Annotated in this window: 17 protein-coding genes; 11 read left to right on the top strand and 6 right to left on the bottom strand. The window is 28.3% G+C overall.

Features of this window, described 5'->3' with window-relative positions:
* Window positions 1-4: 4 nt before the first annotated feature.
* From AWT65_RS01385 to AWT65_RS01370, 4 genes are read left to right on the top strand one after another with little or no spacing between them, the layout of a single operon-like run.
* Window positions 5-817: a transketolase gene (locus AWT65_RS01385; RefSeq protein WP_066728583.1), complete on the top strand. Its 813-nt coding sequence runs from the start codon at window positions 5-7 to the stop codon at window positions 815-817.
* A 15-nt stretch (window positions 818-832) separates the two neighbouring features.
* Window positions 833-1,759 carry a transketolase family protein gene (locus AWT65_RS01380; RefSeq protein ID WP_066728581.1) on the top strand — a complete coding sequence of 309 codons (927 nt, stop codon included), beginning with the start codon at window positions 833-835 and terminating at the stop codon, window positions 1,757-1,759.
* 11 nt (window positions 1,760-1,770) lie between these two features.
* Window positions 1,771-2,718 carry a cell division protein FtsX gene (locus tag AWT65_RS01375; RefSeq protein ID WP_066728576.1) on the top strand — a complete coding sequence of 316 codons (948 nt, stop codon included), beginning with the start codon at window positions 1,771-1,773 and terminating at the stop codon, window positions 2,716-2,718.
* A complete protein-coding gene (locus AWT65_RS01370) occupies window positions 2,696-3,985 on the top strand; it encodes a murein hydrolase activator EnvC family protein (RefSeq protein WP_066728574.1) in 1,290 nt (429 codons plus the stop codon). Before AWT65_RS01375 ends, AWT65_RS01370 begins: the two co-directional genes overlap by 23 nt.
* Before the next feature lie 34 nt (window positions 3,986-4,019).
* Here AWT65_RS01370 and AWT65_RS01365 read toward each other — a convergent pair whose 3' ends face one another.
* Genes AWT65_RS01365 through pfkA form a run of 5 tightly spaced genes read right to left on the bottom strand, consistent with a single transcriptional unit; the run spans window position 4,020 to window position 9,755 of the window.
* On the bottom strand, window positions 4,020-5,513 hold the full coding sequence (locus tag AWT65_RS01365) for a peptide ABC transporter substrate-binding protein (RefSeq protein ID WP_066728572.1): 1,494 nt from the start codon (window positions 5,511-5,513) through the stop codon (window positions 4,020-4,022).
* Window positions 5,513-6,664, bottom strand: a complete 1,152-nt coding sequence (gene metK / locus AWT65_RS01360; RefSeq protein WP_066728570.1) for a methionine adenosyltransferase — start codon at window positions 6,662-6,664, stop codon at window positions 5,513-5,515. The genes AWT65_RS01365 and metK overlap by 1 nt, the downstream gene beginning before the upstream one ends.
* Window positions 6,654-7,247 carry a recombination mediator RecR gene (recR, locus tag AWT65_RS01355; protein WP_066728569.1) on the bottom strand — a complete coding sequence of 198 codons (594 nt, stop codon included), beginning with the start codon at window positions 7,245-7,247 and terminating at the stop codon, window positions 6,654-6,656. Before recR ends, metK begins: the two co-directional genes overlap by 11 nt.
* 56 nt (window positions 7,248-7,303) lie before the next feature.
* Window positions 7,304-8,755 carry a pyruvate kinase PykF gene (gene pykF / locus AWT65_RS01350; protein ID WP_083497779.1) on the bottom strand — a complete coding sequence of 484 codons (1,452 nt, stop codon included), beginning with the start codon at window positions 8,753-8,755 and terminating at the stop codon, window positions 7,304-7,306.
* Window positions 8,756-8,786: 31 nt separating this feature from the next.
* Entirely contained in the window at window positions 8,787-9,755 is a 969-nt protein-coding gene (pfkA, locus tag AWT65_RS01345) for a 6-phosphofructokinase (protein WP_066728568.1), read from the bottom strand.
* Window positions 9,756-10,129: 374 nt separating this feature from the next.
* On the opposite strand from pfkA, the gene AWT65_RS01340 reads away from it, so the two are divergent.
* The 6 genes from AWT65_RS01340 (at window position 10,130) to AWT65_RS01315 (ending at window position 13,952) form a co-directional block, all read left to right on the top strand.
* The gene (locus AWT65_RS01340) at window positions 10,130-11,665 is read left to right on the top strand and encodes a hypothetical protein (protein ID WP_066728567.1); all 1,536 of its coding nucleotides are present in this window, start codon (window positions 10,130-10,132) and stop codon (window positions 11,663-11,665) included.
* Window positions 11,666-11,711: 46 nt separating this feature from the next.
* A complete protein-coding gene (locus AWT65_RS01335; protein WP_066728565.1) occupies window positions 11,712-12,281 on the top strand; it encodes a YadA-like family protein in 570 nt (189 codons plus the stop codon).
* A gap of 100 nt (window positions 12,282-12,381) precedes the next feature.
* Window positions 12,382-12,669 (top strand): 30S ribosomal protein S6, encoded by a 288-nt coding sequence (gene rpsF / locus AWT65_RS01330; protein WP_066728564.1) that lies wholly within the window; start codon window positions 12,382-12,384, stop codon window positions 12,667-12,669.
* Window positions 12,670-12,689: 20 nt separating this feature from the next.
* The gene (locus tag AWT65_RS01325) at window positions 12,690-13,091 is read left to right on the top strand and encodes a single-stranded DNA-binding protein (protein ID WP_066728563.1); all 402 of its coding nucleotides are present in this window, start codon (window positions 12,690-12,692) and stop codon (window positions 13,089-13,091) included.
* Window positions 13,092-13,103: 12 nt separating this feature from the next.
* A complete protein-coding gene (gene rpsR, locus AWT65_RS01320; RefSeq protein ID WP_066728560.1) occupies window positions 13,104-13,337 on the top strand; it encodes a 30S ribosomal protein S18 in 234 nt (77 codons plus the stop codon).
* 57 nt (window positions 13,338-13,394) lie between these two features.
* A complete protein-coding gene (locus tag AWT65_RS01315) occupies window positions 13,395-13,952 on the top strand; it encodes a hypothetical protein (RefSeq protein WP_066728558.1) in 558 nt (185 codons plus the stop codon).
* Between the two features lie 73 nt (window positions 13,953-14,025).
* On the opposite strand, the gene tuf is transcribed toward AWT65_RS01315, so the two are convergent.
* On the bottom strand, window positions 14,026-15,210 hold the full coding sequence (gene tuf, locus AWT65_RS01310; RefSeq protein WP_066728554.1) for an elongation factor Tu: 1,185 nt from the start codon (window positions 15,208-15,210) through the stop codon (window positions 14,026-14,028).
* Window positions 15,211-15,341: 131 nt separating this feature from the next.
* On the opposite strand from tuf, the gene mgtE reads away from it, so the two are divergent.
* Window positions 15,342-16,778, top strand: a complete 1,437-nt coding sequence (gene mgtE, locus AWT65_RS01305; RefSeq protein WP_232292779.1) for a magnesium transporter — start codon at window positions 15,342-15,344, stop codon at window positions 16,776-16,778.
* The last annotated feature ends 17 nt before the right edge of the window (window positions 16,779-16,795 follow it).

Raw genomic sequence — 16,795 nt, 5'->3', positions numbered from 1 at the left:
TTTTATGAAAAATATTGAATTAGCTAAAATTGCAAAAAATATTAGAAAAGATATAGTTGAAATGATATATCATGCAAAATCAGGACATCCAGGTGGATCATTATCAATAACAGATATATTAACTGTACTTTATTTTGATGAAATGAATGTGAATGTTTCTGATCCTAAAATGGTAAATAGAGATAGATTAGTATTGAGTAAAGGGCATGCTGCACCAGGTCTATATTCAACATTGATGGAAAAAGGTTTTCTTGATAAAAGTTTAATAACACAACTTAGAAAATTTGGTTCTCCTTTACAAGGACATCCTGATTTGAAAAAAATTAAGGCAATAGAAATGTCAACAGGTTCACTTGGTCAAGGTTTATCAGCAGCTAATGGTATGGCTTTAGCATCTAAGAAATTTGGACCAGAATATAGAGTTTATGCTATATTAGGTGATGGTGAATTACAAGAAGGGCAATGTTATGAAGCAGCAATGGCTGCAGCTCATTATAAATTAGATAATTTAGTTGCAATAATAGATTCAAATGGACTACAAATAGATGGTAATGTAAAAGATGTTATGAATTTAATATCAATAAAGGATAAATTCTTAGCATTTGGTTGGAATGTAATTGAAATAGATGGTCATAATTTTGATCAAATAAAAGAAGCCTTAAAAGAAGCAAGAAATACAAAAGGTAAACCAACAGCAATAGTTGCACATACTATAAAAGGTAAAGGTGTTTCATTTATGGAAGGAAACTATGGATGGCATGGTAAAGCACCAAATAAAGAAGAATATGAAAAAGCAATGAAAGAGTTAGAAGATTAGGGAGGAAAAATTAATATGGAAAAGAAAGCTACTAGATTAGCATATGGTGAAGCTTTAGTTAAATTAGGTAAAGTCAATAAAGATGTTGTTGTTCTTGATGCAGATTTAACAAAATCAACAATGACTACTTTTTTTCAAAAAGAATTTCCGAATAGACATTTTAACATGGGTATAGCAGAAGCAAATATGATGGGAACAGCAGCAGGACTTGCAACAACAGGAAAAATTCCTTTTGCCTCTACATTTGCTGTATTTGCCGCAGGTAGAGCCTTTGATCAAATAAGAAATAGTATTGCTTATCCACATCTTAATGTAAAAATTTGTCCAACACATGCAGGAATATCATTAGGTGAAGATGGTGGATCACATCAATCAATAGAAGATATAGCATTAATGAGAGTTTTGCCAGGTATGGTAGTTTTATCACCATCAGATGCTGTAGAAACAGAAAAAATGGTATTTGCAATTGCAGATTATAAAGGACCTGTATATATGAGATTAGGAAGATTGGCAGTACCTATCTTATTTGATGAAAATTATAAATTTGAAATTGGAAAAGCAACAACTTTAAAAGAAGGAAATGATGTTGCCCTTATAGCTACAGGCTTATTAGTATATGAAGCTTTAAAGGCAGCAGAAATGCTAGAAGAAAAAGGTATAAAAGCTAGAGTTATAAATATGTCAACTATTAAACCTTTGGATGAAGAAGTAGTATTAAAAGCAGCAAAAGAATGTAAATTTATAGTAACTTCAGAAGAACATTCTATCATTGGAGGTTTGGGTTCAGCAGTTTGTGAATACTTATCAGGAGTATATCCAACAAAAATTATTAGACATGGAGTCAATGATATATTTGGACAAAGCGGTGAAGGAAATGAAATGTTAGATAAATATGGATTGAGAGCTATAAATATAGTAGATTTAGTTCTTAAAAATATGTAAGGAGCTGTGATATGCAAGATAATAAAAAATATACAAAAAAATTAACAGATAAGGGAATATTTTTATCGGCAATTATTACTTTAACAATAGTCTTTGTAATAGTAGAATTTTTTGCCTTTGCTTTACTTAATTTAAAAGAATATAGTTCTATGCAAGCAAATACAAATCAAGTTATAGTTTATCTTAATGATTTAGATGAAAATACCAAAAATAATCTTTCACAAAAAATTATAGAATTACCTGGTGTTTCATCAATAAGATATGAATCTAAGGAAATAGCATTGAAGATAGCTGCTAAGGAATTAGGAGTAGCAATTGATGAAAGTGAAAATCCATTAAATGATGCATTCTTTGTATATTTAAATAAATCAGTTAAATTAGATCAATTAAAGACAAGCTTATTAAATATGCCAGAAATATCAGCTGTAGATTTTAGAACAAAGGCTTTGGAAAAAAATATTAATTTTTCTAAGGGAATAGATTCTTTGAGTGTAAAAGTTGCAGTTGTTTCAACAGTTATATGTCTATTTATGATATATAACATTGTAAGTTTTTCAATTAAAACAAGAAAAAAAGAAATACACGAATTTCTTGAAGAAGGTGTAAAAGCAAAAGTACTTAAGAAAACATTCTTCTTAGAAAGTGTTGCTGTTATATTCTTATCAACTTTAATTAGTTTTGGTCTATATCAACTAATTAGGCAATTATTGGTAAAGAATATAAAACAAATTTTACCAAGTTACACAACAACAGTATCAATATTAGAAGAAGCAAGTGTAGCAATAGTTCTATTTGTAGCAGCAATAATTATTTCAGCAATTATTTCATTCTTTGCTATGAATAGATATTTCAAAATTAAAAGTTTAGAAAAGATAATTGTTGAAGAAAATGATGAAAAGGAAGATGCAACTTCAACTGAAGAAATAGGAGATGAAGATGAAAATAACTGGGAAATATAGAATGGTTTCTATTTTACTAGCTTTTTGTCTTCCATATATGGCTTTTTCAGATTCTAAGATTAATAAAAATAGAAAAAGAATTGCACAAATTAATCAACAAGTTGCACAAAATAGGACAAAAATTTCAAAAAATAATACACAAATTTTTGTATCTAAAAAAACACAAGCAAGCTTACAAGGAGAAATTAAAGATCTAAATATACAAATTTCAAAATTACAAAATGAATATAATATTTTGGAAAAAAAATATATAGATCTATTAAAGGCCATTGGTGCAAATGAACAAGATATAAAAGCAAGTATACAAAAAATACAAAATAGTGACGCACAAATAAAAATAAATAAAGATGAATATAATGTAAAAGTAAAAAATTATGATATATTAAGAAAAGCTAGAAGCATAAAACTTGAAATGAGTAACAGTGCTAAAAATGATAAGTTAAGACATGATGCTAAGGCAATATTAGATTTACAAATTAATAAAATTAAGGGTATTGAAACCTATAAGCAAGGTGTAGAAACTAATAAGAAAAAAGTTGAAGGAATAAAACAAAAGAATCAAACTGAAGCGAACAAAGTTATGAATGCAAGAAATGAATTGGAAAATAAAAAGAGAGAATTAAATACTGCAGTTGCAAGAAAAAATACTGCTGTTGCAGAATTAAAAGCTCTACAATCTAGATTAATTTCTGAAAATAGTAAAATGGAAAGTACAAATAAAAAGTTAGCTTCAGAAAGATCAAGATTAGAAGCACAAATAAATGAAATTATTAGACAAAATGCTTTAAGACAACAAAGACTAGAAAGAGAAAGAAAAAGAAAACTAGAAGAAGCTAAGAAAAAGAAGGGACAAAAGGTTATAGAAAAAGATATAGAACCAATAAATGTTGTTAAGGGAACAGGGTCTCTTATGTACCCAATAAGAGGTAAAGTAGTTGTAGGCTTTGGACATGAAAAAGTACAAGGTTTAAAGAGTAAGGGTATAGAAATTTTAGGTTCTTTAGGACAATCAGTTTCTGCTGCAGATACAGGAACAGTAATATTTGCAGGAAGTCTTGGAGGTTTAGGTAAAGTTGTAATAATAAATCATGGTAGCTTAGTTACAGTTTATGGAAATTTAGCTTCTGTAAGAGTAGGAAGAAATGCTGTGGTTAAAAAAGGACAAAGTATAGGAACATTAGGAAGAGATTCAGAAACAAAGAAATCAACTCTTTATTTTGAAGTTAGAAGAGGAGTTAATATAGTAAATCCAATGGGGTATCTATGAAAAAAGCTGTGTTTATTGCACAGCTTTTTTGTAACTATTTTATTCTAAATAAATCCATTGTATTTGTAATAGGATGAATAACAATATTGCTTAAGCCTTTTCGTATATACCAATTTTCTGATGAATAGTATAAGGGTGCTATTATTGCTTCATCAATTAACAATTTTTCTGCTTTATTCATTAGTAAATATCTTTTTTGTGTATCTTGTTCTTCATTTATTTGATCAATAAGAGCATCATATTTAGCTTGAGACCAATTATTTAATTTTTTATTATACCAACGATTCAAAATACTAATAGGATCATTGAATTTTGGACTATAGGTATTTAGAACCATATCAAAATCTTTACTTCTTGTCAAAGCAAGTCTATCTTTGAAAGAAACAGTTGTAACTACAACATTAAGTTTCAATTTTGTTCTAAGTTCTTCTTGAATAAAATTAGCTTCTTTTACTTCAACTGAAGAATTACCAGTTAAAAGTCTTAATTTTTTACCAGCTAAAATATTAGATTTAATATTATCTTTAAAATAATTGTTATCAGGAAATTCTTTTCTATAATTTCCTAATATACCAGAAATAACAGATTTTGCAACCTTTGATCCATCTTCTTTAATAACATCAACATATTTTTGTCTGTCGATACTATTTCTGATTGCAATACGATATTTCATATTTTTTAATATAGGATTATCAAGATTAAAGTCTAAGTACCAAATACGACCATTAGTATATGAAAGTAATTCATTATTTTTTCTTTTACTATTTAAATCATAGGGTTCAACTCTAGCAAGATCTACTTCAGAATTTTTTATTAAATTTTCCAATACACCAAAGTCAGAAACAAATAAAAGTTTTACATTTTTGAATTTAGTTTCTTTTTTATTCCAATAGTACTTATTTTCTTTTAAAATAATACTAGAATTATCCATTTTTTGTATAATATAAGGTCCGTTATATAGTGCTTTTGTATAATCACCTATGTCTTGTGTTATTCCTTTTTTTACTGGAAATGAAATAGGTAAAGTTAAGATATCTTTAAAATATGGTGTAGGTTTTTCTAAAGTTATTACAAGTTTACCATCTACATTTTGTATACCTAATTCCTTTTCAGATATTAAGCCTGCATTAAATTTTTTAGCATTTTTAATAGGAAATAGATATTCAGCAAAACGAGAAGCTGTATTTTTATCTAAAGCTCTTTTAAAGCCAAAAATGATATCATCTATTGTAAGTTTAGAGCCGTCAGACCATTTTAAATTATCTTTCAAAGTAAAAGTTAATTTAGTTCCATTTTCTGTATATGATTTTGCTAAGGCAGGCACATAATTACCTTTTTCATCTATACGAAGTAAACCTTCATAAATATTATTCATAAGTTGTACTGAAACTAATTCATTAAAATTATGAGGATCTATTGTTGTTGGTTCTGAAACTAAGTTGTATGTTAAAGTTTTTTCAGTATTGCTTTGGCAGCTAACAAAAAAAACTAAAAGTAAAGAAAATAAAATAAAAATTTTTTTATTCATTATTTGTTAAGTTCCTCCAAAATTTTATTAACCATATCTGTTTTTTCCCAAGTAACATCTATATCTGTTCTACCAATATGTCCAAATGCAGCAAGATCTCTATATTTGAAATTAGGTTTTCTTAAATTAAGAGTTTTTTCTATTCCACGAGGACTCAAGTCGAATAATTTTGTTACAACATTTTCAATATCTTTTTCAGAATATTTTGATGTATTGAATGTTTCAACTTTTATTGATGTAGGTTTATTTACACCAATAGCATAAGATAATTGAACTTCGCATTTTTTAGCAAGCTTAGCTGCAACAATATTTTTTGCAATATATCTTGCCATATATGCAGCAGATCTATCAACTTTTGATGAATCTTTTCCTGAAAATGCTCCACCACCATGTCTAAAATATCCACCATAAGTATCGACAATAATTTTTCTACCAGTAAGTCCAGTATCTCCATGTGGACCACCAATTACAAATCTACCAGTAGGATTAATATAGATATGTTTAACATTTTCTAATTTATATCCATATTTTTCTACTACGGGTTTGAAAACAAGTTCTTTAATATCACTTTTTATTTTATCAAGATCAACTTTTTCATCATGTTGAACAGATAAAACAAGAGTATCAATATCAACTATTTTATTACCATCATATTCAAGAGTAACTTGTGACTTTGCATCAGGTCTTGCCCAACTAAGAGTATTATTTCTTGTAAGTTCTGTTAATTTTCTTATAATCTCTCTAGCTAATGTAATGGCAAGTGGCATAAGTTCAGGAGTTTCATCTACGGCACCTCCGAACATTATACCTTGATCTCCGGCACCTCCAGTATCAACACCCATAGAAATATCAGGTGATTGTGAATGAATGGTATTAATTACTCCACAATCATAATCAAAACCTAACCCCGGCTTATATCCTATTTCTTTTATAACTCCTCTAGCAATATCTTGAACATCAACATAAGTTTTTGTTGTAATTTCACCACCAATTAAGATTAAACCAGTAGTTGCAAATGTTTCACAGGCAACTCTTGAATTTTCATCATATTTAAGGCATTCATCTAAAATTGCATCAGATATTTGATCACAAATTTTGTCAGGATGCCCAGGTGATACAAATTCAGATGTAAAAAATGTATTATTGTTCATAATTTATTATTTGTCTCCCTTCTAAAGATTTTGTAAGTGTGATAATGTCAGTATATTCTATATTACCTCCCATTGGGATACCACTTGCAATTTTACTTATTTTAATATGTTTAGGTAAAAGTTTTGTTAAATAAAGTATAGTTGTTTCACCCTCAATATCAGGATTAAGTGCAAAAATGATTTCTTTAATATCAGCAAGTCTATCTAACAATTCTTTAATATTTAAATCATCAATGCCAATACCATTAAGAGGGTCAACTTTTCCACCTAAAACATGATAAAGCCCTGTATAGATAGAAGATTTTTCAATTGCAAATACATCTTTTGTATCTTCAACAATACAAAGGATGGAATGATCCCTTTTAGGATTACGACAAATATCACAAATTTCAGTATCAGTTAAGCTTTGGCAAATCTTACAAGGTTTAATAGTTTCATAAGAAGACTTTAAAACATTTAAAAATGCATTAACATCTTCAGGCTTTTTACTTAAAAAATCAAAGGCAATTCTAGTAGCACTTTTTTTCCCTATACCTTGTAATTTTGAAAAAGCAGTAATTAAATCTTCTAATTTAGTCATAATTTTTCCTTTACTAATAAAAGGGAGTATTAGATACTCCCTTGAATATTTGTTAGTATTTATTGATTTTCACCAATTCTAGTAACTTTAAGAGTATTTGTAGTTCCTGTTTCAGAAATACCTGTTACTAATACAACTAAATCACCTTTTTTAATTCCAGTATAATTTTCATCTTCAGTTGTGATTGAATGACTTTCAGCAACTTCAACAGCCTTCTTAAAGAAATCATCAGTTTTATCAAGTTCAGTAGCTAATACAGCTCTAACACCTCTAACTACTGATAATTGTCTTGCAGTTTGTTCGTTATCTGTCAAGGCAATTATAGGTACAACTGGATTGTATTTTCTTATCATTTTAGCTGCTCTACCTGTCTTAGTCCAACAAACTATTAATTTAGCATTTAATGTTTCACTTGCATATACAGCACTTTTACTTATTGCTTCTGTAATAGTCATTGTACTAGGTGTATAAGTTCTTCTTTGAACTCCAATTTTATCAGTTACAGCTGAAATTTTTGTCATAGTTTTAACAGCTTCTACTGGGTATTTACCATTTGCAGATTCTCCTGATAACATTACTGCATCAGTACCATCAAGTATTGCATTAGCAACATCTCCTGCTTCGGCTCTTGTAGGTCTTGGATTTTTTTGCATTGAGTCTAACATTTGAGTAGCAGTTATAACTGGTTTACCAGCTTCATTACATTTTCTTATCATAACTTTTTGCATATAAGGAACTTGTTCAACGGGTACTTCAACACCTAAGTCTCCTCTTGCTACCATTATACCATCTGATAATTCAAGAATTTCATCAAAATTATCAAAACCTTCTTGAGTTTCAATCTTAGGTATTATTTTAATATTTTCTCCACCATTTTCATCAAGAACTCTTCTAACTTCAGCAACATCAGAAGCCTTTCTAATAAATGATGCTGCAACATAGTCAACACCTTGTTCACAACCGAATTTCAAATCGTCAATATCTTTAGGTGCTAATGCAGGTAAGCTAACTGATACATTTGGTAAGTTAACACCCTTCTTTTGTCCTAAAGAACCACTATTTTTAACTGTACAATATAATTCTTCACCTTTTATAGAGTCAACATTTAATGCAATTAAACCATCGTCTATTAAAATAGTATTACCAGGTTTTAAATCTTTTGTTATATCTTTGTATGAAACAGATATTTTCTTATCGTCTCCTTTGAAAGAATAATCAGTAGTTAAAATAATTTTGTGTCCTTCAACAAGATTGTACTTAATGTCTCCGTCTCTAAATTCACCTGTTCTGATTTCAGGACCTTTAGTATCTAACATTATAGCAACAAATTTACCAGTTTCTTTACATAATTTTCTTAATGTTACAATTCTCTTACCATGTTCTTCATGATCACCGTGAGAAAAGTTAAGTCTCATAACGTTCATACCACTTAATAATAGTTCCTTAAGTACTTCAGGTGATTCACTCTTAGGACCTATAGTACAAACAACTTTTGTCATTTTAATTTTCATAATTCCTCCTAAATTAATTATATATTAATTATTATATTGATAACATCATAGCAATTTCATAAAATTTTTGGTCTTTCTTTTCGTAATTTTCCCAAGCATAAGCAAGTTTGTGTGTAACGACCTTAGTTTTTTCAATTCCTAACATTATACCATTAGCTTCATTTTTTTCAATTAAGTCAACGGCAGCAATTCCAAGTCTTGTTGCAAGTAGTCTATCAAATGCAGTAGGTGCTCCCCCTCTTTGTATATGACCTAAAGTAGTAACCTTTACGTCAAGATCAGGATTTCTTTTTTGTAATGTATCTGCAATTTCTTTTGTATTACCTACTCCTTCAGAAACAACTATGACATCAAAGTTCTTTCCTTCGGCTCTTCTTTTACGAATTATATTTTCAATATCTTCTATTTTGTAAGGAACTTCTGGGATGATAGCTCCATTAGCTCCACCTGCTATACAAGCATTAAGTGCAAGATCTCCACAATTTCTTCCCATAACTTCAACTAATATAGTTCTATCATGTGATTGTGCAGTATCATGTAATTTTGATATAGCATCGATTACAATGTTAAGTGCTGTATGAAAACCAATTGTATAATCTGTACCGGCAATATCATTATCAATTGTACCAGGTAAACCAACAGTTTGAATACCATGTTCTAAGTTAAGAAAATGTGCTCCATGATATGAACCATCTCCACCTATAACAACAAGAGCTTCAATACCTCTTTTTTTCAAATTTTCAACGGCTTGTGCTCTGATTTTTGGATCTTTAAATTCTGGTAAACGAGCAGTTAATAATTTTGTTCCACCTTTATCGGCGATGTTTGCAACATCAAGAGGTGTCATTAAGTAAATGTCATCAGTTAACATCCCCTTATAACCTCTTTTTATTCCATAAACTTCCCAACCTTTATACATTGCGGCTTTTGCAACGGCACGAATAGCTGTATTCATTCCTTGTGCATCTCCACCGCTTGTTAAAATTGCTATTTTTTTCATATAAACTCCTTGTATCTATAGTTTAATTCAATAATAGCACTTTTTAATTTTTTTTTCAATATATAGCAAAATACTATAAGTTAAATTTTATGGAAAGTCAAATGGAAATATAAATAAAAAAAATTTTTTAGTAAAAAAATAATATATTGATTACTTCATTCAAATAAATATTAAAATTAAATTTTTTTGTTTAACAAGAATTAAGAATAAAGTGTTGAAGGTAATAAAATGTCACAAATATGGCTTATATAAAAATATGTTTTAAAAAAAGTTTAATTTATTTTTAAAATGTAAATAAAAAGTAAAATGCTATTGACAAAAAAAGGCGGGGGGGGGTACAATTATTAATGCTATTAAAAAAATGAAGGTGAATTATGAAAAAAATATGTGTATTAAGCCTATTACTTTCATTAGTAAGTTTTTCAAAGGGTTATGTAGAAACATATGGAAAATTCTATGTTGAAAGTAATGGAAATAATAAGGTTGATAAAGCAGGAATTAGATTGAATGTAGAACAAGGTAAGTTCAAATTTAAAACTAATATAGGGTTTGATGAGTTATATTTTAAAAAGATTGGATATAGTCGTTTTTTAAATAAAGATATGGAAAAAAGAAAATTAATTGACTATCCTAAATATGCAGATAATTATGATGAACTAAATAGTTATATGTATAATGTCAAACAAAATGTTGCTAAAGCTAGTAAAGCCAGTTTAGAATATGCAATGATAAGAGATGAAAAAGCAGATGTAACACTAAAAGCTAAAGTTAAATCTGAAGATTTTGGAGATATTTATAGAGAATATGTTCAACTTGGTGCAGATGTAGCTTTTAAATTTAAAGGTGGAGTGAAATTAGGTTTAGATAATAAGCTTAATTGCTATATTGAAAAAGAACAAAGACTTAGAACACAAAATAAGATTTATTTGGATGTTAATATTTCTAATAAAGCAAATATTAAAACAAGTTTTGGCATAGATCATTTTAATGAAAAAGTAGTAATAAATGATCCTGAATATTATGGTTCTGATTGGGGTTCTGAAAATGATACGTATTTTACAACAGGATTGGATTTTAGTGTAAAAGCTAATGAAAATGTGAATATAGATGGAAAATTTGCTACAATAAAGAACTATAAATATAGTAAGTTAAAACCATATGCACATCTAAATTATTTTGGTATTGGAGATTATAGAAAGTTATATACAGAAGAAGAAACTGGATATTTATATGAAGCGTATAATGGTGAAGAACATGATCAATTAATGACACAAAATTTTTATTTTAATAGTGTTAACTTAGATGATGTACGTAAGCCAAGCAGTGTATTTAAATCATATCTAAAAGTACAATATGTTAATAAAGATTTTAAAATTAAGGTTATGCCATTTGCAAATGCAATTTTCACCTATGTTACATATGAAAAAAATAATGGAGTTATATATGGACTTAATACAGAAATAAGTAATAAATTTTTAAATAAGTATTTACTTGGATCAAAAGTTAGAATAGTAGAGACTTTAAGAAATGAACGTTTTTTTTCAAAGGGAAATTTTCTAGATTTGGATGTTTATTCTGCATATGAAGGTAAAATTAATGATAAATTGACTTTAATTCCTAAAATAAGAGTTGAATATTTAAATAGACATTTAAAGCATATTGGAACTCTTGATGATTATACTAAGTTCTATAATGAATATTTTTTGCATAGATTAAAAGGTGAAGTAGGTTTAGAATTGAAATATAATGTAACAAATAATTTGATGCTTAATGCTGAAGCTATAGCAGGTTTAAAATTTGTTAAAGGAGAATATAAGTATATTTCTAAAGAAAAACAAAGAAATTTATCAGATAAGGCAATTAATGAATATTTGAAATTGAATTTTAATATGAAATATGAATGGAAATAATAAATTTTCCAAACTTGGCAATATTATTGAAGAAAGGGAAGAATAAATGAAAAAGAAAATAGCTTTATTATTATTTTTATTACAAATTTTAGCATTTGGAAATCAATTGCTTGACGGAAATGGAGGAAATCCTAATAAAGGAGGATCACAAACTCCACATAATGCAGGTTTAAATGAAGATACAAAAAAATATATAGATGAAGAATTTAAAAAAATGAGTGTAAAAAATATTGAAATGCAAGAGGCTGAAAATCAAAAAAGTGGGTTGTATGATGGAACATCTGCAGCTGTAGCAATAGCTAATTTGGGAATGGCAAATTCAAGCTTTAAATATAGCCATCAAATAAGTGGAGCATATGGTTACTATGGTAAAAATCATGCGTTTGCTTTAGGTGTTAGTGGTGTTTCGCCAGATGATAGAGTAACATATAGATTATCAAGTTCAGTTACACATAAAGGGAATTTTTCAGTAGGATTAGGTTTAGGAGTTCAATTTGGAAAATATAAGAATAACTCAATTGATTCAATGAAAAAAGAAATTAAAGATTTAAATAATGAAGTGAGTGACTTAAAAGAACAAATAAAGCAATTAAAAGAATTGATAAATAAAAAATGATATAATTTGACAGAAATTTGATAATTTGATATAATGAAAATACCTTGCTTTTAGACATATGTCTTTGGGCTAAAAACCATAAGGAAAGGAGAAATGAAGAATGACAAAGTATGAAATAATGTTTATACTAACAACACAAATTTCTGATGAAGAAAAAAAAGCTTGTGTTGAAACAGTTGAAACTTTATTAACACAAAATGGAGCTACAGAAGTTAGTACTGAAATTATGGGAGAAAGAAAATTAGCTTATCCTATAAAGAAAAAAGAAAATGGTTATTATGTTTTAACAAGTTTTGTTATGGATGGAACAAAATTAACTAATGTGGAAACAAAGTTGAATATAACTGAAAATATATTAAAATACATGATTGTTAAGAATGAAAAGTAAACCAAGAAAGGTGGACTAATATGAATTATGTAGGTTTGATGGGGAGACTAACAAAGGATCCTGAATTAAAGCAAACATCATCTGGTAAAACATATAGCAGATTTTCTATAGCAGTAAAAAAAGATTTTGTTAAAGACGGAGTAGATTTTATAAATTGTGTTGCTTGGGATAAAAGAGCAGAATTTATTGCAAATTATTTTAAAAAAGGGCAAAAAATTTTAATACAAGGAAGAATTAATACAGGTACATATGAAGTTAATGGTGAAAAAAGAACTTCATTTGATATAGTTGTAGATAAGGCAGACTTTATAGAAAGTATGGCTAATGGTAGTTCAACAAATAGTACTAGAAATGATGATACTATGGATTATGAAACTACAATGGATGAAGATTCAGATGATGGTGAAGATTTTCCATTTTAAAAGGAGGTAAAAATGAAACCAGTTGCTGAATTTAAAAGAAGAAAAAGAAGACCAAAGGTAAAATTTAAAATAGAAGAATTAAGTTATAAGAATGTTGAATTATTGAAAAACTTTATGAATGATAAAGGTAAGATATCTCCAGCAAGAGTAACAGGTCTTGATGCAAAACTTCAAAGAAAAGTAGCAAAAGAAATAAAAAGAGCAAGACAAATTGCTTTATTACCATATACAAAAATTGAAAAATAAATTAAAGCTAGTGAAAACTAGCTTTTTTAGAATATTGTAAGATATGAGGTGAAATATTTGAAAAAGTACTTATATTTTAGTTTTCTTATAGTTATTATTTTAGTGAGTTCTTTAATAGTATTTCAACTATGGAAATTAAATAATATAAACGATAAAAATGGCATTAATATAGCAAATATAAAAAAAGGAAATTTCAAATCGGAATTATTAGAAGATACAATTGAAAAATTTAAAGTAGAAACTAAAAAATCAAATATAGAAATTAGTAAATTTTCCTTAATAAAATATGATAATAAGACTTATTATAAAATGAGTATAAATAATTTGAAAAATTCAGAATATTTAATCCATTATGAGGGAATAAATGTAAGTGCCTTGTATGCAAGTATTTTCAATGTAAATGAGGCGAATATGCCTACTGTGGAAAATATTATTACTACTTTAATTTGTGTTTCTGATAAAAATATAGATGAAATAGAAAGTAAGAAAATATGTTCTGAATTACTATTAACAGTAGATAAAAATAAAAATTCATCACAATTGAAGTATAAAAATAATTTAATATATACCTTAGAAATTACAGATAATTCAAATATAATTTTTAGTATAAAATAAAACAGCTTTTGCTGTTTTTTTTTATAAAAAATAAGTGAGATTTGTATAATCTCACTTATTAAATTTATTATTTTTATTTATCAATTTTAGCAACAACTCCAGAAGCAACTGTTCTTCCACCTTCTCTTATTGCAAATCTTAATCCTGGTTCCATTGCAATTGGGTGTATTAATTTTACTTCTACTGATACATTATCTCCAGGCATTACCATTTCTACTCCTTCTGGTAATTGTACTTCTCCTGTTATATCTGTTGTTCTAAAGTAGAATTGTGGTTTGTATCCTGTGAAGAATGGTGTATGTCTTCCACCTTCTTCTTTTGTTAGAACATATATTTCTCCCTTGAATTCTGTATGTGGTGTTATTGTTCCTGGTTTTGCTAATACTTGTCCTCTTTCTACTTCTTCTTTCTTAACTCCTCTTAGTAATGCTCCTATATTATCCCCTGCTTGTCCTTGGTCTAATAATTTTCTGAACATTTCTATTCCTGTTACTGTTGTTTTTGATGTTGGCTTGATTCCTACTATTTCTACTTCATCCCCAACTTTTACAACTCCTCTTTCTACTCTTCCTGTTACTACTGTTCCTCTTCCTGTTATTGTCATAACATCTTCTATTGGCATCAAGAATGGTTCGTCTATTGGTCTATTTGGTGTTGGAATGTAGTCATCTACTGCCTTAATTAATTCTAAGATTTGTTCTTCTGCTTTTGCATCTCCTTCTAAGGCTTTTAATGCTGATCCTTTTATTACTGGTATTTCATCTCCTGGGAATCCATATTCAGTTAATAATTCTCTTACTTCCATTTCTACTAATTCTAGTAATTCTTCATCATCAACCATATCTACCTTATTTAAGAATACTACTATGTAAGGTACTCCTACTTGTCTTGCCAACAAGATGTGTTCTCTTGTTTGTGGCATTGGTCCATCTGCTGCTGATACTACTAGAATTGCTCCATCCATTTGTGCTGCTCCTGTTATCATGTTCTTTACATAGTCAGCATGCCCTGGACAGTCTACGTGTGCATAGTGTCTTGTTTCTGATTCATATTCTATGTGAGCAGTGTTGATTGTTATTCCTCTTTCTCTTTCTTCTGGGGCTTGGTCGATATTTTCAAAATCTACCTTTTGTGCCAATCCTTTTGCTGCTAATACTTTTGATATTGCTGCTGTTGTTGTTGTCTTACCATGGTCTACATGGCCTATTGTCCCTATGTTTACATGGGGCTTACTTCTTTCATACTTTTGTTTTGCCATTTGTTTTTCCTCCATAAAAATACATATATTTTTACAAATTGTAGCATAAAATAAAAAAAAAGTCCAATTTTAAATGGATATATCTTTCTTTTTTTGTTATACTATATGTACAATAAAAAAGGAGGTGCGATGTGGAAAAACTTAGTAACAAAGAAGTTGAAGAATTGAAGCAAGAGATAAAAGCTAGATTATCAGATGTAGATAATAAAGAAATAGATGAAGATGAGAATATAAGCAGAGAAGAATTGGCACAGGAATTAAGGCATATAGATGATAATGAAAAATTACATGAATACTTAGAAGAGCATCATGATGTAGATATTGCAGAATCATTTGAAGAAATTGACAAAGATGAAGATTTGTTGAAAATTTTGAATGCTATGACAGATGAAGAAAAAGCTGCGATATTAGAAGAGGCAGATGAGGACATACAAAAGAGGATAGTTGAACTTTTGCCAGAAGATGATGTGCTAGATATTTTTTCACATATGTCACCAGATGATATTGTTGATATATTGGGATATATTAATTTCCAAAAGAGAAAAAATTTACTAAATAATATGAAAAGATCCGATGCAAATAAATTAAGAGAACTTTTAGGGTATGAAACAGACAGTGCTGGTGGTATAATGACAACACAATTTATTGCATTTAAAAAAGATTTGAAGATAAAGGATATTTTAGAAAAAATTAAAATTATTGGTCCTAAGACAGAATATATTGAAACAATATTTGTTTTAGATGTTGATGGGTCTTTAATGGGAGAAGCGGACTTAAGAGATATACTTGGATCATCAGATGATACCATATTGGAAGAAATAACAAATGAAAATTTTAAATATGTAAAACCTATGGTTGACCAAGAAGAGGTTGCCTTATTAGTTTCAAAATATAGTTTGAAAGTTGTGCCTGTAGTTAGTGATAAAATGGCTTTAATGGGAATAATTACAATAGATGATGTTGTAGATGTAATTCAAGAAGAACATACAGAAGATATGCTAAAATTGGCAAGTACAGGTGATGATGAAGATATTTATACAGGTCTTTATGAATCTATAAAGAAAAGGTTACCATGGTTATTTATAAATTTACTTACAGCATTTTTAGCATCATTTACAGTTGGAATTTTTCAAAATACAGTAGATAAAGTTGTTGCTTTGGCTGTAACCATGCCAATAGTTAGTGGTATGGGTGGTAATGCAGGGACTCAAGCATTGGCTGTAACAATTAGATCAATAGCATTGGGAGAATATGATGGTAATGAAAATTTGATGATTTCAATAAAATATATTGTATTAGGCTTTATAAATGGTTTAGTATTAGGTCTTTTTTGTGGAATTATAATAGCAGTTGCTTTTCATAATGTTTATTTAGGAATTGTTATTTTATTATCTATGATAGGAAATTGTATAATAGCTTGTTTAGTAGGCTATCTAATACCTATAGGCTTGCAAGCTATAAATATAGACCCTGCTATGGCGTCAGCAGTAATATTAACTACAGTTACAGATGTATGTGGATTTTTCCTTTTCTTAGGTTTAGCAACAACTGTAATAGATAAGTTATAATAATTGACACAAAATTA

Origin of the sequence: Sneathia sanguinegens (assembly GCF_001517935.1) — a bacterium.
In the GTDB taxonomy this organism is placed as follows: domain Bacteria; phylum Fusobacteriota; class Fusobacteriia; order Fusobacteriales; family Leptotrichiaceae; genus Sneathia; species Sneathia sanguinegens.
Note: the sequence above shows the minus strand (reverse complement) of the source record. Positions and strands in the feature narration are given on the sequence as shown.

Excerpts from the sequence above, each read along its gene's own strand:
- AWT65_RS01385 (WP_066728583.1), top strand. The coding sequence starts at position 5 with ATGAAAAATATTGAATTAGCTAAAATTGCAAAAAATATTAGAAAAGAT.
- AWT65_RS01380 (WP_066728581.1), top strand. The coding sequence starts at position 833 with ATGGAAAAGAAAGCTACTAGATTAGCATATGGTGAAGCTTTAGTTAAA.
- AWT65_RS01375 (WP_066728576.1), top strand. The coding sequence starts at position 1,771 with ATGCAAGATAATAAAAAATATACAAAAAAATTAACAGATAAGGGAATA.
- AWT65_RS01370 (WP_066728574.1), top strand. The coding sequence starts at position 2,696 with ATGAAAATAACTGGGAAATATAGAATGGTTTCTATTTTACTAGCTTTT.
- AWT65_RS01365 (WP_066728572.1), bottom strand. The coding sequence starts at position 5,513 with ATGAATAAAAAAATTTTTATTTTATTTTCTTTACTTTTAGTTTTTTTT.
- metK (WP_066728570.1), bottom strand. The coding sequence starts at position 6,664 with ATGAACAATAATACATTTTTTACATCTGAATTTGTATCACCTGGGCAT.
- pykF (WP_083497779.1), bottom strand. The coding sequence starts at position 8,755 with ATGAAAATTAAAATGACAAAAGTTGTTTGTACTATAGGTCCTAAGAGT.
- pfkA (WP_066728568.1), bottom strand. The coding sequence starts at position 9,755 with ATGAAAAAAATAGCAATTTTAACAAGCGGTGGAGATGCACAAGGAATG.
- AWT65_RS01340 (WP_066728567.1), top strand. The coding sequence starts at position 10,130 with ATGAAAAAAATATGTGTATTAAGCCTATTACTTTCATTAGTAAGTTTT.
- AWT65_RS01335 (WP_066728565.1), top strand. The coding sequence starts at position 11,712 with ATGAAAAAGAAAATAGCTTTATTATTATTTTTATTACAAATTTTAGCA.
- rpsF (WP_066728564.1), top strand. The coding sequence starts at position 12,382 with ATGACAAAGTATGAAATAATGTTTATACTAACAACACAAATTTCTGAT.
- AWT65_RS01325 (WP_066728563.1), top strand. The coding sequence starts at position 12,690 with ATGAATTATGTAGGTTTGATGGGGAGACTAACAAAGGATCCTGAATTA.
- rpsR (WP_066728560.1), top strand. The coding sequence starts at position 13,104 with ATGAAACCAGTTGCTGAATTTAAAAGAAGAAAAAGAAGACCAAAGGTA.
- tuf (WP_066728554.1), bottom strand. The coding sequence starts at position 15,210 with ATGGCAAAACAAAAGTATGAAAGAAGTAAGCCCCATGTAAACATAGGG.